Genomic DNA, 24,693 nt, shown 5'->3' on the forward strand with positions numbered 1-24,693 from the left:
AATCAGGACCAGCGACGGAAAATCAACGACGTGTTGACCCCGCCAAAAGCAAAGTTGTTGTTCATGACGTATTCGTGGCTCATTTGCCGGGGTTCGCCACGCAGGTAATCCAGATCGCCGCACTGCGGATCCACCTCATCGAGGTTCAACGTATGGATGTAGCGATCGCGATTGAGCATTTCGATGCAGAACCATGATTCCAGTGCGCCGCAGGCTCCCAGGGTGTGGCCGAAAAAGCTTTTCTGCGAACTGATCGGCATGCGCGAGCCGAAGAGGCTGCTGGTGGCGAGGGTTTCAGCGATGTCGCCTTGCTCGGTTGCAGTGCCGTGGCCGTTGACGTAGCCAATGGCTTCGGGGGGCAAGTTGGCATCTTCCAGCGCCAGCTCCATCGCTCGGCGCATGGTTGCCTGCTCAGGCCGGGTACTGTGTGCCCCATCAGCGTTGCTGCCGAAGCCTACCAGTTCCGCGTGAATGTGCGCGCCACGGGCCAAAGCGTGTTCCAGCTCCTCAAGCACCAGCATGCCGCCGCCCTCGCCAATCACCAGACCGTCTCGTCCGGTGTCGTAAGGGCGCGGGCTGGTGTGGGGTGCATCGTTCTTCAGGCTGGTGGCATACAGCGCGTCGAAGACCATTGCTTCGGTAGGGCAGAGCTCTTCGGCCCCGCCGGCCAGCATCAATGGCAAACGCCCGAACTTGATCGCTTCATAGGCATAACCGATGCCCTGGCTGCCGCTGGTGCAGGCGCTGGAAGTCGGAATCAACCGGCCGGTCAGGCCAAAGAAGATACTGATATTCGCTGCCGTGGTGTGCGGCATCATCCGCACGTACGAGTTGGCGTTAAGCCCCACGGCCACGGAGTTGAGCAGCATGTTGCCGAAGGCTTTTACATCTTCGGTGCTGCCCGTGGATGAGCCGCACGCAGTGCCCATGCGTCCGTCACGGATGATCGGGTCGTTGAGCAAGCCCGCACCGATCAACGCCTGTTCGGATGCGCCCACCGCGAAACGGGAGACGCGGCCCATGCTGCGCAGTTGCTTGCGAGTCCAGTGGGACGGCACGGCGAAATCATCGATAGGGCCAGCCAGTCGCGTATTCAGCTCCGTGAAGCGATCCCACTCGTCCATGCGCCGAATGCCGCTGCGGTTGGCATTGAAGTTGGCTTCGATGCTCGCCCAGTCGCTGCCCAATGAAGTAATCCCGGCCATGCCGGTCACGACGACGCGCTTCATCAGCACAGGCCTCCGTTGACTGCCAGCACCTGGCGAGTGATATACGCGGCTTCGGCGGACATCAGGAAATTCACCGCGCCCGCGACCTCTTCAGGGGTGCCCATGCGCTGCGCGGGGATCATCTTCATCAATTCATCCACAGGAACATTTTCGTCGAGCATGGCGGTATCGATCAGCCCGGGCGCGACGCAGTTAACGGTGATCTTGCGCTTGCCCAGCTCAATGGCCAGCGCCTTGGCGGCACCGATCACACCGGCCTTCGACGCGCTGTAGTTGACCTGCCCGCGATTGCCGATCAAACCGGAAACCGAAGTGATGCATACAATTCGGCCTGCCGCACGGCGACGTATCATCGGCATCATCACCGGGTGCAGCACGTTATAGAAGCCATTGAGGTTGGTTCTGAGCACCACGTCCCAATCATCGTCGCTGAGGGCCGGAAATGCGCCGTCCCGAGTCAGGCCTGCGTTGAGTACGACGCCGTAATACGCACCGTGTGTTTCCACATCGGCTTCCAGAATGACTTTGCACGCTTCGCGGTCGGCCACATCGAATTGCAGGATGCGCGCCTGACGGCCCAACGCAACGATTTCAGCCTGGACCGCTTCGGCTTCGCTGCGCCCGTTACGGCAATGCAGAATCAGGTCGAAACCCGCCTTCGCCAGACGCAGCGCAATAGCGCGGCCAATGCCACGGCTGGAGCCGGTGACCAGTATCGAGTCAGTCATGTGCGGGCTCCTTCGTTCAGGTATTGATCGGGGTTGGGCGGGCAATACACACTGAGGCGGGCGAAAGCTTCAATGGCCGGGCCGGTCAGACGGCATTCAAAAACCCCCATGCCGCTGTCGTCCTGCAGAGAACGCAGCGCGTGAATGGTCAATTCGCTGCCAGCGGGAAAGTGGTCGACGTTGCATTCGAACTTACGGCTGCCGAGCAGGAAGCCGAGTACCACCGGCTGCTCCTGAAGGCGTGCCTGACAACCAGCGTAAGCGGCGACGCTCTGGGCCATCAATTCAATGCCGACCCAGGCGGGCATATTACCGTTGGCGTCATTGAGCAGGCCACCGGGCGTGACGGTCAGGCGAGTGTGAATCTGTTCTTCGTCGAACGACAGGACCTCATCGATTAGGATCATGTCACCCGCATGCGGCAGCAGTTCGGCGAGCGGCCAGGCAATCATGAGGCGTCTCCGATAATCAGGCTGATGTTGTTGCCACCGAAGGCAAACGAGTTGCTCATCATGTAGCGCTTTGGTGTCTGCGCCAGACGGGTGTGTGTATTCGTCCACTGCAAGGGCGGTAGCGTTGGGTCGGGCTGGCCATCCCAGGCATGAGGGGGCAGCGCGTGGTCTATGTTTTCCGTGGCCAGGCTCAGCCAGCAGAACGCGACTTCCAGCGCGCCGGCTGCGCCCAGCGTGTGGCCGGTCATGGGTTTGGTCGAGGAGCAGGGCACACCGTCAGGGAAAACGGCGTTGACCGCCAGGCTTTCCATCGCGTCGTTGTGTGGCGTCGCCGTGCCGTGCAGGTTCAGGTAACCGATCTGCGCGGCTGCCAGTCCGGCATTGTCCAATGCTTGTTGCATGGCTTCACGGGCACCGCGTCCGCTGGGTTCCGGCGCCGAAATATGGTGCGCGTCGCAGGTTGCGCCTGCACCCAGCAAGGCAATCGAGTGCTCGCCGCTGGCCTCGCGGGTCATCAGAAACAGGACGGCGGCTTCACCGATATTGATCCCGTCACGATTGCGCGAAAACGGATTGCAGCGCTGCTGCGAAACCGCTTCTAGCGAAGAAAAGCCGTTAAGCGTGAGCTTGCACAGCGTATCGACCCCGCCGCAAAGCACTGCGTCGCACAGGCCGATATCCAATGCACGCCGGGCACTGAGCAGCGCGCGTGCGCTGGAAGTGCAGGCCGTGGAAATCACGTAGGACGGGCCGCTTAGCTGCAACCACTCCGAGAGGAACGTTGCCGCCGCGCCGAGCTCTTGCTGCTGGTAGTGGTAATCGACGGGAAATTGCTGGTCGCTCAACCAGGCCGCAATACCGCGCCCGGCTTCATCTATGCCCGAGGTGCTGGTGCCGAGAATCACGCCGATGCGATGGCTGCCATAGCGCTGGATGGCTTGACGGATTTCCGGTTCGATTTGCAGTGCCGCCGCCAGTAGAAGCCGGTTATTGCGGCTGTTGTGGGCTGCCAGGGACTCAGGGATGGGCGGCAACGCTGTTTTGACGGCGCCCACCGGCAAGACTCGTTCCGGCACCCAGCCACCTTCTTCGACCATGCCGGACGTGTCCGCGGCGAACAGCCGTCGCGCGACTTCTTCACGACCACTGCCTAACGAGCAGATCAGGCCCAGGGCGTTCAGGTAAGCGCTCACTGCACGGCCTCGCTGTTCAACGGGCTGATGCCATAGTTGATTCTGTCGTTTTTGCCGGTCAGAACGATCAATCGGAAGGTGTCCGCGCTGTTGTATTCCACGCCCCATCGCTCATGAAAAATGCGCTGCGTCCCCCGGCGCTGCGCCGTGGGGTAGTTGCGATTCAGCTCGCTGTCCGGTGTCAGGGCAAACAACAATGCAGCAAACAACTCTCGGGCTTCGGCGTTGGGCGGCAACAGACCGTCGGCCTGCCATTGACCCTCGATCAATTGCTGACGCGCTAACGGAATACCCAGCGGGTCCATGAGTGACCAGCGCAAGCCGTTGGCTTCCTGCTGAATCACCAGCAACCAGTCTTGACGCTGATCGGCCTGCTGACGCTGCACGTGCAGTTGCATCGGCAACTGCAGATCGGGGACCGACACAGGCAGCGGTGCTCTACTGGCGCAGGCGGTCAGCAGCAGGATTGAGGCGATCAGCAATGCGCGAATCATGTGTTATCACCCTCCAGAGGCTTGCGCGCCACCACGTTGACCAGCGTTTCTTCACGCTGGCCGACGGGTGCTGGCTTACGCAGTTTCAGACGTTCCAGCAAACCGAAATCGCTGGAGCGGCTCCACCAAAGATACGGGTAAGAAACATTTTGTGCACCAAACTGAAAGCCTTGGTCGCGGAGCATTTGCAGGTACTGTTCGGCGCTCTTCTGCACGTGCATTGGATGGCGGAACAGCCAGCGGATAACCCACGTATCGATATAGGCTTCGGTGGATTCGGCGAATAGCAGGTAACCACCGGGTTTGAGTACCCGGTAGAACTCGGCGAGGGCCTGCTCCTGCTCCACCAGATGGTGAAAGGTCTGATGGCAGAAGAGGATATCGACACTGGCATCTGCCAGTTTCAGCGCGGCGCAGTCACTGCCGATCAATTCGACGTCAATACCGTGAGCACGGGCTTCTGCACGGCTCATGGTCAGGCTCTCCGGGTCAGCGTCTACGCCCAGCAGGCGTGATGGCGCAAACACGTCGCACAGTCGCTTGAATGACTTGCCCTGACCACAACCCGCATCGAGCAGCACCGGCTGGCTCGGCGGTGCGCCGTCGAACAGGCTGCGCAGGTCGTCGATTGCCACCCGCAGCACGCGGTGTTGCCAGGTGTGGCTGCGCAGGAACCACAAGCCGAAACGGGTTTCTTCGACGTATTTGTCGCTCAGGAAAGGCCCGCTCATTGAGGTGTGCTCGCGCAGATTTCAGACAGCATGCGCAGGCGGCGCTTGGGTTCCGCGACAAACGGATTGCGCTGGTCCCAAGCGTAGCCAGCGAGGATTGCACAGATCATGCGGCGGATATCCCGCGTGCTTTCCGGGTAGAAAATGACATCCTGGAAGGTGCCCTCGTACCAGCCTTCCACATAGGCGCGGAAGGTATCTACGCCACGCTTGAGCGGTGTTGCGAATTCAGTTTGCCAGTCGACCGTTTCACCTTGCAGTTGGCGATGCAGAACGCCTGCCGCCATGCTTGCCGAACGCATGGCGATGGTCACTCCCGAGGAGAACACCGGGTCAAGGAACTCAGCGGCATTGCCCAGCAGGGCAAAGCCCGGGCCATGCAGGGTTTTGACGTTGGCCGAGTAACCGCCGATGGTCCGTGCCGGGGTATCCCACACGGCGTCCTTGAGCAGTGTTTTCAGGTGCGGAGTTTCGTCGACGAACTGGCGCAGGCAGGCATCCAGGTCTGCAGGGCGGTCCTTGAAGCGCTCCGAGGCCGCGACGACGCCCATGGAACACCGGCCATTGCTGAACGGGATCGACCAGAACCATACATCGCGCATTTCAGGATGGATGCTGACGAGGATCTTCTCGCGATCAAAGGACGCCGGGAAGTGATCCTCGACGTGGGTGAAGACCGCTTGGCGTACCGGGAAATTCGACGGTGCTTCCAGGTCCAGCAAACGCGGTAACACCCGACCATAACCGCTGGCATCCAGCACGAATTGCGCCTGCACCTGGTACTCGCTGCCGTCTTCGCGGCGCACACTCAGTACCGGCCGAGGGCTGTCGAAATCACCCGCGATAATTTCTTCCTGATAGCGGATCTCCACACCCTGCAAGGCAGCCTGATCGGCCAGCAACTTGTCGAACTCGCCACGCTGTACCTGAAAGGTCGATGGCTGGCCTTCGCTGAAGGTGTCGCCAAAGTCGAATGCGCTGTACTGATCACGCCACGCAAATGCAGCGCCGTTTTTCTTCTGGAAGCCCGCGGCTTTAACCGCATCGAGCATGCCGGCTTCTTCGACGAAGTCCAGGCAGTGCGAAAGCAGGCTTTCACCGATGGAAAAACGGGGGAACTGCTGGCGTTCAATGATCAGCACGTCATGGCCATTGCGTTTGAGCAGCGCTGCGGCGATCGCACCGGAAGGGCCTGCGCCAATCACAATGACTGTACGACTTTCCCTATCAGTTATTGGCATACGACTTCCTTACTTGATCGACAGCGTTAACGGGTGGCAGAACCGGTGCGCGGCCCATGCCCAGCAGGGCAGGGATCAGCGTCGCGAGCAGGCTCATGAGCATCAGCGCGAAGTACAGCGTCGGGCTGATCAGTTGTTGTTGCAGGAGCATATTGAGAAAGACGATTTCGCTCAGGCCGCGAATATTCAACAGCACGCTTTCGCGCCAGCGGCTGGCACCGGCGAAGGAGGGCGTGGCCCAGCTCAAACCCAGCCAGTTGCCGAGCATCTTGCTGGCAATCGGCAGCAAAATCAGTGCGCCGAGCTGTACCCAGCCGAGGCTGCCCATGGCGCTGTGCACATTGATCTGCACGATGCCGAAGGTCAGGATCAGCGGGATGGCCAGCCAGGTTTGCAGGCGCATGAACCACGCGCGGTTGATCGGCAATACCCACGGTTGCTTGAGTCGCGCCATGCACAGCAGGTAGCCAATACCGAAAATCAGCGCATTGAGCCGGTAATGCTCGGCCACGACCAGCAGGGCGAAAAACGTCACGCTGTAAACCATCGGCTGGCGCAGTCGCAGGGCGCGAAGCAGCAAAGGCACGCACGCGCCGAGCAGGGGTAGCAGCAAGCTGTTGATGTTCAGGCTGCCTTGGGCGATGCCGAACAGGCTCCAGCACATCAGGTCAATAAGGATCGCGGTTTGCACCAGACGTCGGGTAGCTTCTGGCGGGTAATCGATATGACGCAGGTACAGGTACAACACCGGGATCGCGGTAATCGCGAACACCAGGCCAAGAGCCAGCGAGCTGATCCACGGTTGAGCCGGCAAAAACCACATCGCGCAAACCAGCCCGGCCACGAACGGCACGGCAAAACTCGGCAAGGCGACCTTGAGGCTTTGGCGATCCATTTTCACGTCAATGACGTCGCTGAGGATATGCCCCAAAACGATGGCGAAACTCAGGCCGTACAGGGTTTTCAGCGACACCGGCGCAACCAGTTGCGCGCCGCTCAATTGCCAGTGGGGTTCAATCCAGAACAGCATGATCAGCGGCAGGGCGAAGGTGGCCAACAGCAACTGACTGACGATCGGGATCAAGCCGAAATAGCGCCCAAGCCGAGTCGCTACGGCAAACATCAATAGAGCCATCAGCCAGAACAGCGCGGTCATCATCAGTGAGCCTCACTTTCAGCGGCAGGTTGGCTGTGGCGACTGGCGGCCCACGGTGCAAGCATGAAGCTGAACGCCAGACCGAGGCTCACTGACAGGCCAAAGTTGCTGATCGCTGGCGTACTGGACACGGCCAGCAAACCGAACGAGAGCCAGGTGGTGACGGCTGCCAGCAGAGTGCCGAGCAGGCTGACCGCTGCGCCGCCGATCTGCTCGCGCATCAGGATCGCGTAATCGACGCTGATCGCAGTCACCAGCAACAGACCGAACAGGCTGAACAGGGTCAGTGGCTGACCGAGCCAACCCAGGCTGGCCAAGCTGCACAGCGCCGCGAGCAACGGCAGAGCGACGATACGCAATGCGCCGCCAAAGCCGAATGGCGCGATCAGCAGCAACACGATCAGGACGCAGGACGCCAGTTTCAATTCAGCGGCGCTGATCTGGGTGGCCGCGAATACACCGTTGAGTTGCCCCAGACGATCCACCAGCCGCACACCCGGCAAGTCCTGGGCCTGCAAACGTAGCAGGGCGGCGCTGTTCAAACCCTGCAGGCTGACCATGCCTGCGACACCGTTTTTGCTGGCGCCCAGCCACAGCACCCGCCATGGCTCACCCAACGGGCCAGCAAGTGCTGCGTCGATATCAGTGACCGGTAATGCCTGCAACTGAGCCAGTTCAGATTGCAGAGCGCTGGCGGGAACACCGAGGTCAATCAGCGTTTGCCAGTGTTCGGGCAAGGTGTTCAAAGCTTTGCGCACAGCGTCTTGGTCGGAAGGCGATGCGATCAATTGATTCAGCGCCAGGTAACCGTTCAGTTCGTCCAGATTCACCAGTTGGTCAAGGCGGTTTGTTAATGCTTTCTGGCGCTCCAGCAGTTCTTGCTGATCCTTGCCTTCAACCAGAAAGAACTGGCTGGTGGGTTGATAACCCGTGATCCGCGCAATGGCCTGTGCTTCCTCGGTGAGCTGTGGCGGTGCCGATATCCATTGGCGGATGTCATTTTTGGTGTTCAGTTGCCAAAGCCCGGCCGCGCAGAACATCAGCAACAGCGCGAGCAGGGCGGGCGTGCCGATGCGGCGCAGCAAAGCTTCGCGCCAGCTCAGCAGGCGTTCGGCCAGATGCAGTGGCCATTGAGCAGGCTGCAATTGGGTAGTGTTGAGCAGCGCGGGCAACAGGCAGACGGCGGTGAGATACGCGCCAATCAGGCCTGCCGCAGAGAACACTGCGATTTGCGTGAGTGCCGGGAAGGGCGTCCAGGCAAGCGCGAGATAGCCGATGCAACTCGTTGCAAGACTCAGGCTCAGCCCTGGCAGGGTAAGGCGCAAGGCGGGCCAGCTGCGCCAGGGTTTCAGGCTCCAGCTTTTGGACAGGTAGTGCAGCGGATAATCCACCGCCACGCCAATCAGGCTCGACCCCAGCACCAGAGTCATCACGTGCATGTGACCAAAAAATGCGACACAGGCCACGGCGCCGAATAGCATGCCGACCAGCACTGGCACGAACGCCAGCAGCACGCGCCAGCGTCGGAAAGCCAGCAGCAGCAACAGCAAAATACCCGCTGTAGCACCGCCACCCACCCAAGTGATTTCCCGGCTGGCCTGACGTTGACCGTCGGCTGCATACAGCAGGCCGCTGGCTGCCAATAGCTGCCCGTTGGCCTGCGCCGCTTGTTGGCGAGAGGCGCTGAGCAAGTCTGCTACCCGCAGCGGGAGTTGCATATCGAACGCATCGCCTTGAGTGCGTGCTCGCAGCAATACCCAGCTCTTACCGTCAGCGCTAGCAATCAATGCCCCGCTGCCGATGTCCGGGTGTACCGAGCCATGCTGTGGCATGCCGTTCTGTATGCGACCGGTCAAGCCAAGCCAATCGTCCTGACTGGGCACCAGGCTGAAGCCGCTGAACGGGTCAAACAGGCTTTGCACACGTTGCTGAATAAAAGTCTCAGGATGCTCGATCAACTGTGCACGGTCCGCTGTCGGCAGCATCGCCAGCCGGCCTTGCAGCAGTTGCGTGCGCAGCGCGGGCAGGTCGGCCTGCAGGCTCCACTGGACCTTGTCGAACAGGCCGCTGGCCTGCCATTGCTCGCCCAGTTGCCTGGCCAGGTTGATGGCTTGTTGTTGATCCGTGTGGCCGACCAATACCAGCATTTCGCGATTCAGTGGTTCTTGCATGCGCTGTTCGGCGCGCTGCTCCAGCGCATCGGGGCTGCTGCCGGGGACCAGTTCCATGAGGTTGGCGGACAGCGGCGCTCCGTCACGCCACTGCCAGCCAGCGAGGGCCAGCACCGCCAGCAGGATGATCAGGAACAGGCGTGGCAACAGGCGTTCAATTCGCAAAATCAGCACGCTCCGCATCACTCAAAGCAGGCACGCTCTGGCTATCGACCATCTTCAGTAGCGTGCTGTCACCTTGGGTTTCCAGCAGCTCGATGCGCTGCACCAGTTCGCCGCCTTCGATATTGATCTGCTTGAACACCTGCTGCAGCAACAGTGAACGAGGGGTCAACGTCAGTTGCCAGGCGCTGGCGTCGCCTTTGAGCTGCAACTCGAAGTCGCGCTGCAGGCCACTGCTATCGCCCTGCAGGACGGCCAGAAACAATCGGTTCTGTTCAGCGCCCGCGCTTTTGTTCGGCAGTAATTGCCAGCCATTGGCGGCGTCGCGTCGGGCTATGCCTGCCGCGCTGATTCGGTAGTCCTGCTTGAGGGGCGTATTCAGCAGCCACAACAGGCCGAATTCCTTGGCCAGTACGAAGCGGCCTTTGCTGATCAGCGGTGTGGGCAGGGCACGCAGGTGTTTTTCCTGGATGAAGTTGCCGCGTACCACGACCGGTTTTGCCAGTTGATCGCTGAGCTGTTGCAGGTCGAAGGCCTGGGCCAGTGGCGACAGGCAGAGCAGGGCCAGAAGGCAAACCACACGACCTATGGTTGAAATGAGGTTCATGTGGGAGCGGTGCTTGCCCGCGATAAGGGCGCCGCATATATCAGGTCTACCGCGTCCAGCCTTATCGCGGGCAAGCACCGCTCCCACAGGGTTGAGACCTGCTTCGGAACAGAGATTCATGGCAACACCCTCTCAACCGCATCGGTGAAAGCTTTCGGCGACGCCAGCTGCATCTCGCGGGTTTCGATGTCTACCGCTACCTGGATCGAACTGGCGCGGGTCATGCGCTCGCCGGTTTCGGCGTCGCTGATCAGGTAATTGATCTTCAGGCGGTTTTCCCACTCGACAAGACTGGCGCGCACGATCAGCCGTTGGCCGAATACCGCGCCGCGCACGTAGCGCAACTGGATGTCGATTACCGGCCAGCCGTAACCGGATTCGAGCATCTGCGTGTAGTTATGGCCAATGTGGTCCAGCAACGCGCAGCGGGCGACTTCCAGGTACTTGATGTAATGGCCGTGCCACACGATGTTCATCGAGTCGACGTCGAAAAAGGGCACCAGAACTTCGGTGTCGACGTCGATTACGCCTTTACTGCGCATGCAACCTCCAGTGGCGATCCGCGATACGTTGCAGGCACAGACGCAGTTCGCCTTCCAGCGCACGGTCTTCGATCACGGGCGGGAAATCCACAGCCAGTTGCTCGTGCATGGCGGCCAGTGCCGGCGGCAGAGGGCGCGCATCGGCGGCTTTACTGCGCAGCCAGACACCCTGATTGGCGGCGATCAGCGTGGCAGCGGCAACCTGCTCGGTCAGCTCCAGGACGCGAATGGCGTCGCGGGCAGCGATGGTGCCCATGCTGACTTTGTCCTGGTTATGACACTCGGTCGAGCGAGAAAACACGCTGGCCGGCATGGTGTTTTTCAGGGCTTCGGCGGTCCACGCACTGGTACCGATCTGCACAGCCTTGAAGCCATGGTTGATCATCGCCCGGTCCGCTGGCGCGCCAGACAGATTGCTCGGCAAACCGTGGTTGTAACGTTCATCGACGAGGAGCGCGAGCTGGCGATCCAGCAGGTCGGCGACGTTGGCAACGAGGTTTTTCAGGCTGTCCATGGCGAAGGCGATATGCCCGCCATAGAAGTGGCCGCCGTGCAGTACGCGTTCGGCTTCGGCGTCAATAATTGGGTTGTCGTTGGCGCTGTTCAGCTCGATTTCTATGAACGAACGCAGCCAGTTCAGGCTGTCAGCCAGCACGCCCAGCACGTGAGGGGCGCAACGCAGCGAGTAGCGATCTTGCAGACGGTGCAGCGGAGCGGTCGGTGCGTCGATGGCCAGGTCTTTGCGCAACCACGCTGCAACCTGCATCTGGCCCGGATGGGGTTTGGCGGCGAACAGACGTTCGTCGAAATGCTCCGGGTTGCCTTGCAGCGCGACCACGTTCATCGCGGTAATACGGGTTGCCAGTTGCAGCAGGTAATCTGCACGAGCGAAGGCCAGGCACGCCAGGCCGGTCATCACTGCGGTGCCGTTCATCAGCGCCAGGGCTTCCTTGGGACGCAGTACCAGCGGTTCCCAGCCCAGTTCGCGATGCACGTCGCTGGCGAGGCGTCGCTCGCCGCGGAACATCACTTCGCGTTCGCCGGACAAGGTCGCTGCGACGTAGGACAGCGGCGTAAGATCGCCACTGGCGCCCACCGAGCCTTCTTCAGGAATCAGCGGCAATACGTCTTGATCAAGAAACGCCTGCAGCCGCTCCAGTAGTTCAATACGCACCCCGGAAACGCCGTGGCATAGCGACTGCAGGCGCGCAGCCAATACGGCGCGCGTGGCCTGGGCGTCGAGCAGCTTGCCGAGTCCGCAACCGTGGAAGGTGTAGAGGTGACGTGGCAAGGCTTCCACATGCTGCAACGGCACAGCCACCACGCAGGAATCACCGTAGCCGGTGGTCACTCCGTAGATCACGCCTTCCTTGTCCAGCAACGAGTCGAGGAACTGCGCGCCTTTGGCGATGCGTTGACGGTAGGCGCTGTCGTTTTGCAGGGCCGTAGGCACTTGGCGGTTGGCCAGGGCCAGCACGTCTTCGATCTGCAATGCACGCTCGCCGAAGGTAACCGGCTCAGGAACTTGATTCGTCATCGGACTTCCAGAAAGGGTAGAAATTGAACCACTGTTGCGGAGCTTGCAGGCAGTAATGGCCGAGGCGGTCGGCATAACGCTGCGCGTGTTCTGCAATCACTTGCTGCCGGTCACTGCGCCGCCATTCGATGGCGTCGGCAAACGGCTCCAGCGTCACTTGATAACCGCTGGGACGCTTGAGACAGAAAATCAGGTTGATCGGGCATTTCAACAGCCCGGCCAGCAGCCACGGGCCCTGTGGGAAAGCAGCCTTGGCACCGAGAAAGTCGACTCGGGCATTGCGTCCGCCGTGCAGCGCCACGCGGTCACCGGCGATGGCCAGCCATTCCCCGTCATCCAGGCGCTGGCTCAGTTGCAGCATCACCGAAGGGTCCAGTTCGCTGACTTGAATCAGGCGCAGATTGGTCGCACCTGCCTCGCCCAGCAGCCGGTTAAAGCGCTCGGCGTGCTTGGTATGGACGAGCACGTTCATGGTGACTTTTTCGCCCAGCTCGGCGAGTGCACGGCACACTTCCAGATTGCCCAGATGCGCACCCACCAGCATCTGACCGCGCTCACCACGTAGCTGAGTGCGCAGCAGCGCGGGATCAACGATTTCGATCTGCTCCAGGCGCAGCTTGCCATTCCAGACGTCGAGCTTGTCCAGCAGCGAGTCGGCAAACGCCATGAACTGGCCGAACACGCTTTTATGCGTAGGCATCAGCTCTGGTCTGGCGCTCCATTCGGCCAGCCGCTGCTGATACTCCCATGCACTTTTGCGCGCCTGGCGACCGAACAGGAAGAAATACAGCACGATGCCATGCAGCACCGGGCTCAGCACCCGTCGCCCCAGATGACGTACACCCCAGGCGGTGAGTTTCATCAGCAGGAAACTGCCGCGCTCTTCGTGTTTGGCCCAGTGCTTATCGCTCATCGCTGCGTCCCCCTGTTGGAGCTGCAGAAGGCTGCGAAGCGTTCATTCCGATACACCGCTATCGCAGCCTTCGGCAGCTCCTACAGATCCAGTGTTTGTCGCGAGACAGAGCGGGGCCATGGACGCCGGGGCAGCTCCTGCCGGATTTCTTGCAAACACACCGCTCATGGCAACCACCGCCGCCAGAGGATCAACGGAAAACGCCCCAACATGCCGAAGAACAGCTTGGTGTGCATTTTCGAGATCAGTGCGTTGTCGTGGAACAGCCGGAAGTGCGACAGGCCGTCCTGCGGGTAATGCACCTTGGTCGGCAGCCACACCATCGGCTGATTGAGCCACGACAAGCGGACGAGGATTTCCGAATCGAAGTCCATGCGTTTGCCCACCTGCACGGTATTGATCAGATGCAGGACGGGCGTCAGCGGGTAGACCCGGAAGCCACACATCGAATCCTTGATCTGCAGGGACAGACTGTTGACCCACACCCAGAAGTGCGTGAGGTAGCGCGCATACAAACGGCCTTTAGGCACGCTTGCATCGTATTGCGGGTAACCGCAGATCAGTGCGTTGGGCTGCTGGCGGGATGCCTCAAGAAAAAGCGCCAGATCAGCCAGATCGTGTTGGCCATCAGCATCCACTTGCAGCGCGTGGCTGAAGCCCAGACGCTGGGCTTCGCGGAAACCCGCCATGACCGCGCCGCCCTTGCCCTGATTGACCGGCAGGGTGACGAGATAAACATTTTCGGTTTGCGCCAGTTCGCGCAGTACCGCGGCACAAGACGGGCTGCTGGCGTCGTCCACCAGAACACACGGCAAACCAGCGGCGAGCACTGCATCAACCACTGCTGGCACCGCCAGCTCATGGTCGAACACCGGGATAATTGCGCAGGGGTTATGCATGCGTAGTTACCTGTTCCCGGGTTGTCGAATGCGCTGGGGATTCTGTGGGAGCGCTCGGGTTTAAATCAAACTTATGACAGGGAATGAGTTTCCTGTAGGAGCTGACGAGCACCGCGAGGCTGCGATAAGGGTGTGTCAGGCAAGCCGCTATCGCAGCCTCGCGGTGCTCCTCAGCTCCTACAGAGTTGATGTTTGTCGCGTGACAGTGCAGCGGCAGGAAAGCGTCCGTGGTCGCTTTTAAATCAAACATCCGCCGCCTCCAGCAATATCCGGCCGCTGGAGCACGCTGCGTCGCCGTTGCGGAAGGCGAAGTAGAGCTTGCCGCGTTCGGCGTCGAAGCGCAGGGTCAGGCTGACCTGGTCGCCGGGGCGAACCAGTTGCTGGAACTTGAGTACTTCCATGCCGGCAAATTTTGGCGGCAGATCCAGCAGGCGCTGACCCAACGCCATTGCCCAGTTCACTTGAACCACGCCTGGCAGTACCGGCACCGTCGGGAAGTGCCCGCTGAAGTAAGCCAGGTCCGGCGGTACGCTCAATTGCAGATGCCACTCGCCATCAACGTTGCGCTGCTCAAGCACTTCCGGTTCTTGTCCGCGAGGCGCCATCAACAGCGCCTGAACGTCGGCTTGAGGTAGCTTGCCCTGCGCGTTCAGGGGCAACTGACGCAGCATGCGCCAGCGGCGAGGCAGGGCGATGGCTTCGCAATGGCCGCTTAAATGCTGGCGCAGCGTTTGTGTCAGATGGCGTCGCCCTTGATTGCGGAAGGCGTGCAAACCGCTGGCGCTGAGTACCAACAAAGCCCCAAGCGAGGCACGATTTTCCTGCACCACGGCAAGGCGCGCCTCAGCGACCCATTCATGACTGATCAGCGCTTGTTCCAGAAGCGGCAGGGAAATGCGTTTTTCTTCGAGTTTGACGATACGATCCAGGCGTCCGAGCAACTCAAAGCGGCCGTCATCGGTCATGCGAACAGCGTCTGCGGTCTGTTCGATGTGACCAGCAGGCATGTAGGTCGAACTGATGCGCAGGGCTCCCTCTGTGTCCTGTCCCAACTCGACACCAGCGAAGGCTTGCCACAGGCTCTCGCCCTGGCGCCAGGCAATCCCGCCTGTTTCCGAGCTGCCGAGGATTTCAGTTGGCCACTGGCCCAGACGCTGGTGAAGGCTGACGGCTGCCTCTGTTGGCAGTGCGCCACCGGAGGAGAACACCCGGCGTACTTTGCCCAGACTTGGCCAGTCGAGGTTGTCGCCCATGCGTTTGAGCAGCGCGGGGCTTGCAACCCAGGCAAAATGCGGGAATTCGCGGCTGGCGCGTTGCAGGTCTTCGGGGAAAGGCAGTTGTTTGCGCACGAAGCAACGGCCCGCGCTCAAGGGCCACAGCACGCGGAACAGTAGACCGTAGATGTGCTGAGTCGCGACGCTGCCGATGATGCATGCCGCGCCAAGGTCGGCGCCCCACAGTTGTTCCAGTGCGTCGATCTCGTTGGCCAGTTGGCGCAGGCGCTTTTCGATAAGCTTGGGTTCACCGCTTGAGCCGGATGTGCACAGACTCAGGCGACACTCATCGAGGTCCAGCAGCGCAGGCTGCAGTGGCTCGGCATGCAGCTCATGCAGTTTGCTGTCAGCGGGGTGATCGGTCAGCCAGGCATCAACATGCCCAGACCAGCGTTCACGCGTCTGAGCCTGCAAATCAGCGGGCAGCAGTACGCTGACACCGGCGCGCCAGGCCGCAAACAAGGCAATCGCCAGTTCGCCTGCATCTTCAAGATGCACCGCCAGCCGCTTGATGCCTCTAGCTTGCAAGCCCGCAGCGACGCTCAACGCTTGCTCACAGAATTGCGCATGGTTCAGCGTCGGGGCCTGCGTCAGCTCGCGGGCTGACTGCGGGTCAAGCAACAGGCGTTCGGTTTTTATCCAGTCAACAGCCATCCGGTTCATGCATTCCATTTCATGCCGCGCCTCTTACTCGGCGGCGGACTAACCATTCGCCTGCAAACAGCAGACCCATCAATCCATATGAAACAAGCCCGGTGTACAACGCCCACCAGGACAACGGAGCCCACAACGTCAACCCCGCGGCTATAAGCCCGTTCGCCAGAAAAAAGCAGCACCACACGACCGTTACCTGACGTGTGTAGCGAATAGCCTTTTCGGGCAGATGCGGGTCGCTCAGGCGCGCCAGACGCTCAACGATCGGTGGGCCATACATCAGGCTCATGCCAAACAGACTCAGCATCGAGGCACTGATCAACACCGGGTACCAACGCAGCAACTGCGGGCTGCCCAGCAGCCCCAACAACAGACAAAAGCCAATGGCGATCAGGGCTGTGATCAATGTGGCGGGGCGCTTGCCAGCGGTAAGCGCACGTCCCAGCCACAAGACACCCAGCAGCAGGGCAAACTGCCAGGGTGCGAAGTGTTCGGTGCCGTAGTAAACCGCGAACGGGTACAGCACGCCTGCCAGCAACAGACCCAGGCCGATCAGCCGTTTCATTCGGCGGTGTTGGCCAGACGGTAAACCGCCTCGACGACGTCATTGACGGTGCGTACGGCCTTGAACTCTTCAGCGGCGATTTTGGTGCCGGTCTTGCGTTTGATGTGGTCGATCAGGTCCACGGCGTCAATGCTGTCAATTTCCAGATCCTGATACAGATTGGCTTGCAGAGTGACTCGCTCAGGCTCAAGTTCGAACAGCTCTACCAACGCATCGCGCAGGATTTCGAAGATGTCTTCACGGGTTTGCATGTCAAATCCTCAAGCCGCTTGTCGTGCGCTGACGAACGCCGCAAGGCTGTCCACGCTAGTGAAATGATCTCGGGTGTCTTTGGCGTCCGCGTCGATCTTGATGCCGTAACGCTTCTGGATGGCCAGACCCAGTTCCAGGGCGTCTACGGAATCAAGACCCAGACCTTCACCGAAGAGGATCTGGTCGTTGCCGATGTCATGAGTGCTGATGTCTTCGAGGCCCAGGGCGTCGATGATCAGCTGTTTAATGTCTTGATGTAGATCGCTCATCTGAGGCGAGCTCCCTGATGAAGTAGTGATGCAGGTGATCGTTGAGCTTGCGCGACGCAACCGGCGCCGGGCCAAGCGCAGCAAAGGCGTGTGGATCTATATCGGCACCGACGCGCAAACTGAAGTGCACACGACGCAAAGGGATGCGATACCAGGGTTCGGCCTTGGTCAGCGTCGTCGGGCTGACCTGAATGACGACCGGAGTGATCACTGAGGCACCTCGTAGCGCAATTGCCGCTGCGCCGCGATGAAATTGCGGCGCACAGCCTGGCTGAGTGCGAGTGCCTTCCGGAAAAACAATCAGCGTCTGACCGCTGCGCAAGGCATCTGCCGCAGTGTCGAGCATCTCGGCGCTGCCGTCGTTGCTGATGTAGCCGGTAGACCGCACCGGGCCGCATGTGAAGGGGTTTTCCCACAGGCTGTGCTTGACCACGCAGTTGGCATCGCGCACCAGCCCGATCAGAAACACCACATCAATCAGTGACGGGTGGTTGGCAATGATCATCTGCCCGGGGCGTCCCAGCCGTTCTGCGCCTTCTACTTCATAAGTCAGCACGCCGCTGCGGGCCATTCGCTGAATAAACACCCAGAACAAACGGCTGATGGTCCTTCTGGCCTGCTGGCGTTTTTTCTCGGCAGCGCCTGGCAGACAGCGCAGCAGGGGGAAATACAGCAAACGCAGGCACAAGCCGCCCAGCCCGAACAAGGCAAAACACATTGCAGTAGCAAACAGGCGCCAGTAATAGGCGTCCTGACGCTTTTTCAGTGGTTGCGTTGCCAGTTCCATAACCGGTTTTTCCAAGGGTGTTGGCAGGTGTTCTGTTGGGTGTTGAGCGCTCGCAGCAGATTCAAGGCATGGGGCCATTCGCTGCAGGGCACCGTTTTGTCGCTGCTGTCTTGCAAGGTCAGTTGCCAGTCCGTTCCCGATGTCAGCAACAAGCCAACGGCATAAGGGAAGGGCACGTCATCTATCCAGTCTGAATAGGCGTGGGGCGGTTGTTCTTCAGTCACGATCAGCAATACCGCAGGCGCACCTTCGGCGAGCAGTGCGGCCGCTTCGAACGCGCCGTGCTCAAGCCCGTCGCCAGCCGCAGCCAGGGCAGTCATTTCGCTGGTTTCGCCCCGCATGATCGACCACAGGCCAATGACCGCGTTGTGCACGGACAGGCTGAACTGGGTCGGGGACAGCGGTTGGCTGGCCGCCACGTCTCGCAGAATTTCGAACGTGCGCGGCGTTTCACCATGGCGTGAGACGAACACAAGGGGCAACCGCTCGTAGCCTTCAGCCAATGGCCAGCCTACGGCAAACGCCATGCGTGCCAGGCGACCGAGGCGTCGCCGCTGCATGGCGGGCAGGAATGACACGTCAGGAGCCTCATCGCTGCTCTGCAACGGCATGGGATGCTGGCTCCACTGCTGCCAATCGTCGACCTGAGTCAACCCCGGTGCCCAGGCGCGCCATTGTGCGATGTTAAAGGTGATCAATGGATTATCTTCCCGCCCCTGCGGGCTACTGCTTACTGCGATATTGCTGGCAATTTGCCGGGATCGTGCGCATTTCCGGGCAAACGTCGGGCATTATCCCGATGAGGATGAGGAGTAGCAATTTGTAAAAAACAAATATGCAGAAATTTGCCACTTTTCCAGCCGGATTTTGTCTAGCGGCTGGCTGTAGCACTCGCCCTTGTCACGTGCATTGCATAGACTCCAGCCATCCACTATTTCCCCTGTAGTCAATTCAGGGACCAAGGAGGTCAACTCATGCGTCGGGTGGTTTTCAATCAGAAAGGTGGCGTTGGCAAGTCCAGCATTGCCTGTAACCTGGCAGCCGTCAGTGCTAATGAAGGGTATCGGACGCTTTTGATCGATCTTGATGCTCAGGCAAACTCGACTCAGTACCTCACCGGTCTGACGGGTGATGACATCCCCATGGGCATTGCGGACTTTTTCAAGCAGACCCTTTCGTCAGGTCCATTCGCCAAGAAAAACCAGGTGGATATCTACGAAACTCCGTTCGATAACCTCCACGTTGTAACGGCGACCCCGGAATTGGCGGACTTGCAGCCCAAGCTTGAGGCCAAGCACAAGATCAACAAGCTCCGGAAGTTGCTGGACGAACTTGATGAGGACTACGAGCGGATTTATTTAGATACGCCTCCTGCGCTTAATTTTTACGCCGTTTCAGCGTTGATCGCCGCAGATCGAGTACTGATTCCTTTCGATTGCGACAGCTTTTCTCGTCAGGCGCTGTACGGCCTGATCAAAGAAGTTGAGGAGCTTCGTGAAGATCATAACGAAGACCTTCAAGTTGAAGGCATCATCGTTAACCAGTTCCAGCCTCGCGCCAGCCTGCCGCAGCAGATCCTCGACGAACTGATTGCAGAAGGGCTGCCGGTATTGCCGGTGTATTTGAATGCTTCGGTGAAGATGCGTGAATCACATCAAGCCAGCAAACCTTTGATCTACCTTGAACCCCGCCACAAACTGACCCAGCAGTTCGTGGAGCTTCATCATTTGCTGGAGACCAATGCATAGGTAATCAAGCCCTGTAGGAGCTGCCGAAGGCTGCGATCGCGGTATACCGGATGGAACGCTTCGCAGCCTTCGGCAGCTCCTACAGAAAGTGTTTTCGCCTGATACGTCAGGTTTTGCTTCTTGAGCGAAGCTCGCCAGGTTTCACTCCCTCTTTAACGGCGGCATTCATCCTGTCCGCCACAAGCCTCGCCCGTTTGGCCAGGCCCTTCGGGATATCAATTGCTGCATCCATGTCTGCTGCCAGGCTTTGCTGTGTCGCGATCAACTGATGGCTACCGGGCGCGCAGTCGCATTTGACGTGGTGACCATGGGTTGCGACGGCGATGTATTCATCAATGAAAGTCGGGTTGCCCTGGGCGATATAGCCGACCGTTGCGCAGGCCGGGCACCAGACGGGGTCGCCCATCCGCGCAAGTCTGCGCTGGTCCATGAGTTGCGTCGCCGATGCACTCAATACAAAACCACCGGTGGTGGTTGGATCGTCTTCCCTGACTACATAGGACATGGATCTGCTTCCGTTAAGCGAGTCGGACTCAAATCCTAGGTCTGAATAACGCAGCCGGGAGGGGCAAATCGCGGTTTCGGAAATCCCCTACGGAAAAATCAGCAAGGCGTAGTCGCTGCCTTGCCATAGATCGACTCAGATACCCTGGCTTTTCAGCCACGCCAGCAGTTGCTGCAACGGGAACGCGCCGCTCTGACGAGCGACTTCCTGACCGTTGCGGAACAGAATCAGGCTTGGGATCGAGCGAATGCCCAATTGCCCGGCTAATTGCTGATTGGCTTCACTGTCCAGCTTGGCCAGTCGGCAGCGCCCTGCCAGTTCATTGGCCGCCTGCTCGAAAACCGGCGCGAAGGACTTGCACGGGCCACACCATTCGGCCCAGACATCCACCAACAGCGGCAAGTCGCCTTTGATCTGGCTGGCGTAATCGCCCTGGGTCAGATTGAACGGCGTGCTCAGCAAGACCTGCTGTTTGCAGCGGCCACATTTGGGATGGTCGCCCAGGCGCTCGTTCGGGATTCGATTAAGCCCGTTGCAGTGCGGGCAGGGGATCAGCATGGGGTCGGACATGATTCCTCCAAAATCTAGTGATGCGCAGATTGTACTGCTCGGTTCCCACTTGGCTGTAACTGGTTTGGGGGGATTAATGCCCCTAGTCTGGTTTTAATGATTCAGTGACGGAGCAAAACATGAAAACGCTTGGCGTTATAGGCGGAATGAGCTGGGAATCCACCGCCACCTATTACAAATGGCTCAATGAAGGCGTTCGGGATGCGCTGGGCGGCCTCCATTCGGCGCCGATCCTTCTGCATTCAGTCGAATTCGCGGGCATCGCTGCCTTGCAGAAATCGGGTGACTGGCACGTTGCAGGTGAGCAACTGGCTCAGGTCGCGCAGGGCTTGCAGCGTGCCGGCGCAGGCGCGCTGCTACTGGCCACGAACACCATGCACAAAATCGCTCCAGCCATTGGGGCTGCGGTGGACATTCCTCTGCTACACATCGGCGATGCGGTCGGCCAGACCCTGCAAGCCTCCGGCGTGTCCCGCGCCGCACTGCTGGGCACGCGCTTCACCATGCAGGAAGACTTCTATCGCAACCGCCTTGCCGAGCGCTTCGACATTGAATGCCTGCTGCCTGACGCTCAGGCTATGGCCGAGATTGATCGAGTGATCTTTGCCGAGTTATGCCTGGGGCAATTCAATCAACCGGCTCGGGATTACTACCTGAGCGTGCTTGAACAGTTGCGCGATCAGGGCGCGGAGGCGGCAATTCTGGGCTGTACCGAAATCGGCTTGCTGCTCGACGGGGTTAAAAGCCCGTTGCCATTGATCGACAGTACCGAGCAGCATGTGGCGATGGGGTTGCGGTGGTTGCTTGAGCTGTAGGATTGGTCTCTTCAGATAAATTGCAATACATCCAGCCAAATGCATTTCTTGTAGGAGTTTGCAGTGCTATTGCGCTGGTACAGAGGTCGCATGAAAAATGCGGTAGATATACATTGCGTTATGTAGGACAGCTCTTACAGTAAATAAAGAATATTCGGAAAATTGATATTTTCTTGCCTTTAATGCCCAGCAATAGCGGGCCTTCTCTCGTGGCTATCCGTTCGGATGGTTGTGACTTTCTGTGTTTGATGATTACCTTTTTCTCAGGTTTTAATAACAGATAAAGGTAAATAACTAATGAAATTAATTAATGCGTTGGCGTTCGCGTCGCTTTCTATCGCCGCTGTTTCAGGTGTTGCTCTTGCGGGGCCTGAGGCTACCGTGACGTTCAAGAATAATTCGGACCAAACTGCAATATATGATCCGGTGAGTATCAGTGCCTATACTTATGCACATTCTGACCCTAAGCCGCCGGCGCGTGTCGGTCCGCGGTCCTTAAAAGTCTTTAAGGTCAGAGGACCTACCCCTGATGTGACGCCAGTCATTTTTCAATACAAAATCGGGGGAAAGTCCTGCAGGTTTAAAACCAGCTATTTAAAACTCCCTGGCCGTAACGGTACGCCAAGGTGGAATAAAAGTGTCGAGGAGATGGGGGGTGCACGTTGTGAAGTGAGAATTACCGCTGTTAATCAATCCAATCACAATTGGGCTGTGGAATTCACCATGAGATAAAAGTCTAGGTCAGTGTGCTGTCTGGTCGCAGGGCGGTTATTTAGTTCTGGTGGCCAGACGGCTTGATCGTCACATCTTATCGCTTAGAGGCTAGGTCATGATTAATACTGTTTCCAGTGCCAGTAGCGCTCATATCAACTCGGCTAGACAGACCAGTGATATAGCATCAGCATCCCTTCAAAAAAAAGAACCAATAACCCGTGATGCATCATCTGCCAATGCGACATTGTCGACGCTTTCTCGGCAGCTTGCGGACAGTGCGATACGTGCTGAACATAGAGACAAAACTATGGATCGCCGGCAGTTAGGGGCTGAAGCCAGTCGTATCTTGAACAAAATGGCTGAAAGTGACTGGCGATTGGACAGAGCCGATTACAAGATTGAACTTCCCGAAACTGACGACCCTGAATTGTTGAAGAGGGCCCGTCAAGCCGCTGAGTTTGTCGCTCGTTATGCTCACAACCACGTGGGAGCTAAAAATCCTTTTGACGGGCTTTCCAGAGCGCAGTTGAACCTGATTGTTTATGACGATGAGGGACCGTATACGATGGACGAGAGAAGTGCAGCGTGTAGTGCGGTGTGTGAAATTGAAGGCAAATGGAATGACGCTTTATGGGGCCCAGAGCGCCTGGAGTCGGCGGCCAATAACGGGAGAACCCCAATGTTCTATACCGAGGTGCTGGCGCACTATCGGACGCTTGAGCCTATAGAAGAAGCCCAGTACCCCGATATTTACGAGAGCCGTTTAGAGCGCCAAATCAAAGAAGCCAGCGACCCAAACTCCACAGATAAAAAAAGCGACTTTGAATTGTTATCGCTTTTTGAGTTTCTCGCCCGCTATGGATTTCCCGGGGACAAGAAAAAGCCCGGCATTCTCGACGAGGCCTTCAATGGCGAGGCCTCCATGGCCGGGAACACAAAACCGGCCCCCACCCTCAAGACGAGCAGCTTATCTCCAGGTGCTTCCCCCACTCCGGCGGCCGCTGGGCGTAGCTAGCCATGCCCGGTTGTTCGTTGAACGGATCGCTGAGGACTTTATGCAGGCGGCGGACTTCTTCGTAATCGCCGTTTTCGGCGGCGTCGATGGCTTGTTGCGCCAGGTAATTGCGCAGGATGTAAAGCGGGTTGACCGCGTGCATGCGCGTCTGGCGTTGCTGATCGGTGCCGCTGTCTTCACGGCTGATACGCGCCAGATAGTGTTCGGCCCAGTTGTCGAAGCCTTTGATGTCGACGAAGTCATCGCGTAGTACACGCAGTGCTTCGGCGGCTGGGGCGTCGCCAAGGCGACGGAAGAACAGGGTGTAATCCACACCGCCGTTCTGCATCAGTTTGAGCAATCCGCTGATCAGTTCTCCATCGTTGTCTTCAGCGCTGATCAAGCCCAGGCGACGGCGCATCAGATCTTGATAGTGGACCTCATAGAGCGGCAGAAACAGGCCAATGGTCTCACGCAAGGCTTCGACGCTGATGAAAGGGGTCAGAGCCTGGGCCAATGCGCTCAGGTTCCATTGGGCGATGGGCACCTGATTACTAAAGGCGTAGCGGCCTTCGTGATCAGAATGGTTGCAGATGAAGTTCTGGTCGAAATCGTCGAGAAAGGCGAAAGGCCCGAAATCGAAAGTGATGCCCAGAATCGACATATTGTCGGTGTTCATCACGCCGTGGCAGAAGCCATAGGCCTGCCACTTGGCGATCAGTTCGGCATTGCGCTCGACGATTTCCTTGAACATTGCCAGGTAGGGCTCGTTCTGTTCCAGGCAGTGCGGGAAATGCATCGTCAGAACATGCTCGCCGAGCGCCTTCAACTGCTCCGGCTGTTTGGTGTAATAGAAGTACTCGAAGCTGCCAAAGCGCACATGGCTCTGCGCCAGACGCAAGACCATTGCGGCGCGTTCCTGCTTTTCGCGCCATACCGGTGTGCTTGAGCCGATCACGCAGCCTGCGCGGCTGCTCGGGATACCCAGTGCGAACAGGGCTTCGGAGGCGAGAAACTCACGGATTGATGAGCGCAGCACGGCGCGACCATCGCCCATGCGCGAGTAGGGCGTCTGCCCGGCCCCTTTGAGATGCAGATCCCAGTGCTCGCCCGCATTGTTATAGACCTCGCCGAGCAGCAGGCCGCGGCCGTCGCCCAGACGTGGGTTATAGGAGCCGAATTGGTGACCCGAATAAACCATCGCCCGCGGTTCGGCATCAGCCCAGAGTTTGTGGCCGCTGAAGATTTCGGCGAACAGCGGCAGCTCGGCTTGCGCGGGATCGAGGTCGAGCAGGGCCAGGGCTGCATCGCTGGCGACTACAAGTCGCGGCTCGGCAATAGGCTCTGGCAGAACCGAAGTGGAGAACGCATCGCCCAAGCGGGCAAAGCGATTGTCGAAGGTCAGTTCGTCGAGGGCTTTCACAGGCCTTCTCCAGCAGAATGTCCGAGTATTCTGCTGGGTTGCCTTCAGTAGGTCAAAAGACACTATGG

At 59.1% G+C, this 24,693-nt stretch carries 27 protein-coding genes; 4 read left to right on the forward strand and 23 right to left on the reverse strand.

The genetic code is table 11. The annotated features are described in order from the left end of the window. Window positions 1–2: 2 nt before the first annotated feature. The 20 genes from EE949_RS10225 to EE949_RS10325 all read right to left on the reverse strand — a co-directional run bounded on the left by EE949_RS10225 (window position 3) and on the right by EE949_RS10325 (window position 18,554). Entirely contained in the window at window positions 3–1,229 is a 1,227-nt protein-coding gene (locus tag EE949_RS10225; RefSeq protein WP_122664168.1) for a beta-ketoacyl-ACP synthase, read from the reverse strand. Continuing rightward, window positions 1,229–1,957 (reverse strand): 3-oxoacyl-ACP reductase FabG, encoded by a 729-nt coding sequence (gene fabG, locus EE949_RS10230; protein ID WP_122664169.1) that lies wholly within the window; start codon window positions 1,955–1,957, stop codon window positions 1,229–1,231. Before fabG ends, EE949_RS10225 begins: the two co-directional genes overlap by 1 nt. Continuing rightward, window positions 1,954–2,409, reverse strand: coding sequence for a hotdog family protein (locus tag EE949_RS10235; RefSeq protein ID WP_122664170.1), 456 nt, complete (start codon window positions 2,407–2,409; stop codon window positions 1,954–1,956). Before EE949_RS10235 ends, fabG begins: the two co-directional genes overlap by 4 nt. Further along, window positions 2,406–3,602, reverse strand: a complete 1,197-nt coding sequence (locus EE949_RS10240) for a beta-ketoacyl-[acyl-carrier-protein] synthase family protein (RefSeq protein WP_122664171.1) — start codon at window positions 3,600–3,602, stop codon at window positions 2,406–2,408. The genes EE949_RS10235 and EE949_RS10240 overlap by 4 nt, the downstream gene beginning before the upstream one ends. Next, window positions 3,599–4,096: a DUF3261 domain-containing protein gene (locus tag EE949_RS10245; protein WP_122664172.1), complete on the reverse strand. Its 498-nt coding sequence runs from the start codon at window positions 4,094–4,096 to the stop codon at window positions 3,599–3,601. Before EE949_RS10245 ends, EE949_RS10240 begins: the two co-directional genes overlap by 4 nt. Further along, complete coding sequence (locus tag EE949_RS10250; protein ID WP_122664173.1) at window positions 4,093–4,827, reverse strand: class I SAM-dependent methyltransferase; 735 nt, start codon at window positions 4,825–4,827, stop codon at window positions 4,093–4,095. The genes EE949_RS10245 and EE949_RS10250 overlap by 4 nt, the downstream gene beginning before the upstream one ends. Beyond that, window positions 4,824–6,068: an NAD(P)/FAD-dependent oxidoreductase gene (locus EE949_RS10255; protein ID WP_122664174.1), complete on the reverse strand. Its 1,245-nt coding sequence runs from the start codon at window positions 6,066–6,068 to the stop codon at window positions 4,824–4,826. The genes EE949_RS10250 and EE949_RS10255 overlap by 4 nt, the downstream gene beginning before the upstream one ends. Continuing rightward, complete coding sequence (locus EE949_RS10260; protein WP_122664175.1) at window positions 6,055–7,227, reverse strand: sodium:proton antiporter; 1,173 nt, start codon at window positions 7,225–7,227, stop codon at window positions 6,055–6,057. The genes EE949_RS10255 and EE949_RS10260 overlap by 14 nt, the downstream gene beginning before the upstream one ends. Further along, window positions 7,227–9,560: an MMPL family transporter gene (locus tag EE949_RS10265; protein ID WP_162874645.1), complete on the reverse strand. Its 2,334-nt coding sequence runs from the start codon at window positions 9,558–9,560 to the stop codon at window positions 7,227–7,229. The genes EE949_RS10260 and EE949_RS10265 overlap by 1 nt, the downstream gene beginning before the upstream one ends. Next, window positions 9,550–10,164, reverse strand: coding sequence for an outer membrane lipoprotein carrier protein LolA (locus EE949_RS10270; RefSeq protein WP_122664177.1), 615 nt, complete (start codon window positions 10,162–10,164; stop codon window positions 9,550–9,552). The genes EE949_RS10265 and EE949_RS10270 overlap by 11 nt, the downstream gene beginning before the upstream one ends. A 116-nt stretch (window positions 10,165–10,280) precedes the next feature. Next, the gene (locus tag EE949_RS10275; protein ID WP_122664178.1) at window positions 10,281–10,706 is read right to left on the reverse strand and encodes an acyl-CoA thioesterase; all 426 of its coding nucleotides are present in this window, start codon (window positions 10,704–10,706) and stop codon (window positions 10,281–10,283) included. Further along, a complete protein-coding gene (locus tag EE949_RS10280) occupies window positions 10,696–12,243 on the reverse strand; it encodes an HAL/PAL/TAL family ammonia-lyase (RefSeq protein WP_122664179.1) in 1,548 nt (515 codons plus the stop codon). Before EE949_RS10280 ends, EE949_RS10275 begins: the two co-directional genes overlap by 11 nt. After that, window positions 12,224–13,156: a glycosyl transferase gene (locus tag EE949_RS10285; RefSeq protein WP_122664180.1), complete on the reverse strand. Its 933-nt coding sequence runs from the start codon at window positions 13,154–13,156 to the stop codon at window positions 12,224–12,226. The genes EE949_RS10280 and EE949_RS10285 overlap by 20 nt, the downstream gene beginning before the upstream one ends. Window positions 13,157–13,320: 164 nt before the next feature. Beyond that, on the reverse strand, window positions 13,321–14,055 hold the full coding sequence (locus EE949_RS10290) for a glycosyltransferase family 2 protein (protein WP_122664181.1): 735 nt from the start codon (window positions 14,053–14,055) through the stop codon (window positions 13,321–13,323). Window positions 14,056–14,297: 242 nt separating this feature from the next. Next, entirely contained in the window at window positions 14,298–15,992 is a 1,695-nt protein-coding gene (locus EE949_RS10300) for an acyl-CoA synthetase family protein (RefSeq protein WP_122664224.1), read from the reverse strand. 10 nt (window positions 15,993–16,002) lie between these two features. After that, window positions 16,003–16,548, reverse strand: a complete 546-nt coding sequence (locus tag EE949_RS10305) for a hypothetical protein (RefSeq protein WP_122664183.1) — start codon at window positions 16,546–16,548, stop codon at window positions 16,003–16,005. Next, complete coding sequence (locus EE949_RS10310) at window positions 16,545–16,799, reverse strand: acyl carrier protein (protein ID WP_122664184.1); 255 nt, start codon at window positions 16,797–16,799, stop codon at window positions 16,545–16,547. The genes EE949_RS10305 and EE949_RS10310 overlap by 4 nt, the downstream gene beginning before the upstream one ends. A gap of 9 nt (window positions 16,800–16,808) precedes the next feature. Next, window positions 16,809–17,069 (reverse strand): phosphopantetheine-binding protein, encoded by a 261-nt coding sequence (locus EE949_RS10315; RefSeq protein WP_087271221.1) that lies wholly within the window; start codon window positions 17,067–17,069, stop codon window positions 16,809–16,811. Next, complete coding sequence (locus EE949_RS10320) at window positions 17,044–17,856, reverse strand: lysophospholipid acyltransferase family protein (protein ID WP_122664185.1); 813 nt, start codon at window positions 17,854–17,856, stop codon at window positions 17,044–17,046. The genes EE949_RS10315 and EE949_RS10320 overlap by 26 nt, the downstream gene beginning before the upstream one ends. Beyond that, the gene (locus EE949_RS10325) at window positions 17,832–18,554 is read right to left on the reverse strand and encodes a beta-ketoacyl synthase chain length factor (protein WP_122664186.1); all 723 of its coding nucleotides are present in this window, start codon (window positions 18,552–18,554) and stop codon (window positions 17,832–17,834) included. Before EE949_RS10325 ends, EE949_RS10320 begins: the two co-directional genes overlap by 25 nt. 276 nt (window positions 18,555–18,830) lie before the next feature. Here EE949_RS10325 and EE949_RS10330 point away from each other — a divergent pair, with 276 nt between their 5' ends. Beyond that, window positions 18,831–19,604 (forward strand): ParA family protein, encoded by a 774-nt coding sequence (locus tag EE949_RS10330; protein ID WP_122664187.1) that lies wholly within the window; start codon window positions 18,831–18,833, stop codon window positions 19,602–19,604. 106 nt (window positions 19,605–19,710) lie between these two features. Here the strand turns inward: EE949_RS10330 and EE949_RS10335 are convergent, their stop codons facing one another. Further along, entirely contained in the window at window positions 19,711–20,109 is a 399-nt protein-coding gene (locus tag EE949_RS10335; protein ID WP_122664188.1) for a PAAR domain-containing protein, read from the reverse strand. Between the two features lie 135 nt (window positions 20,110–20,244). Next, window positions 20,245–20,679, reverse strand: coding sequence for a thioredoxin TrxC (gene trxC / locus EE949_RS10340; RefSeq protein ID WP_122664189.1), 435 nt, complete (start codon window positions 20,677–20,679; stop codon window positions 20,245–20,247). Between the two features lie 119 nt (window positions 20,680–20,798). Here trxC and EE949_RS10345 point away from each other — a divergent pair, with 119 nt between their 5' ends. From EE949_RS10345 to EE949_RS10355, 3 genes are all read left to right on the forward strand, one after another. Then, window positions 20,799–21,494 (forward strand): aspartate/glutamate racemase family protein, encoded by a 696-nt coding sequence (locus tag EE949_RS10345; protein ID WP_122664190.1) that lies wholly within the window; start codon window positions 20,799–20,801, stop codon window positions 21,492–21,494. Window positions 21,495–21,791: 297 nt separating this feature from the next. Then, window positions 21,792–22,226, forward strand: a complete 435-nt coding sequence (locus EE949_RS10350) for a hypothetical protein (RefSeq protein ID WP_122664191.1) — start codon at window positions 21,792–21,794, stop codon at window positions 22,224–22,226. A gap of 97 nt (window positions 22,227–22,323) precedes the next feature. Beyond that, on the forward strand, window positions 22,324–23,223 hold the full coding sequence (locus EE949_RS10355) for a hypothetical protein (RefSeq protein ID WP_162874641.1): 900 nt from the start codon (window positions 22,324–22,326) through the stop codon (window positions 23,221–23,223). Here the strand turns inward: EE949_RS10355 and selO are convergent. Further along, complete coding sequence (gene selO / locus EE949_RS10360) at window positions 23,162–24,625, reverse strand: protein adenylyltransferase SelO (RefSeq protein WP_122664193.1); 1,464 nt, start codon at window positions 24,623–24,625, stop codon at window positions 23,162–23,164. The genes EE949_RS10355 and selO overlap by 62 nt on opposite strands. Window positions 24,626–24,693 lie beyond the last annotated feature (68 nt).

Origin of the sequence: Pseudomonas viridiflava (assembly GCF_900602065.1) — a bacterium.
Taxonomy (GTDB): Bacteria; Pseudomonadota; Gammaproteobacteria; order Pseudomonadales; family Pseudomonadaceae; genus Aquipseudomonas.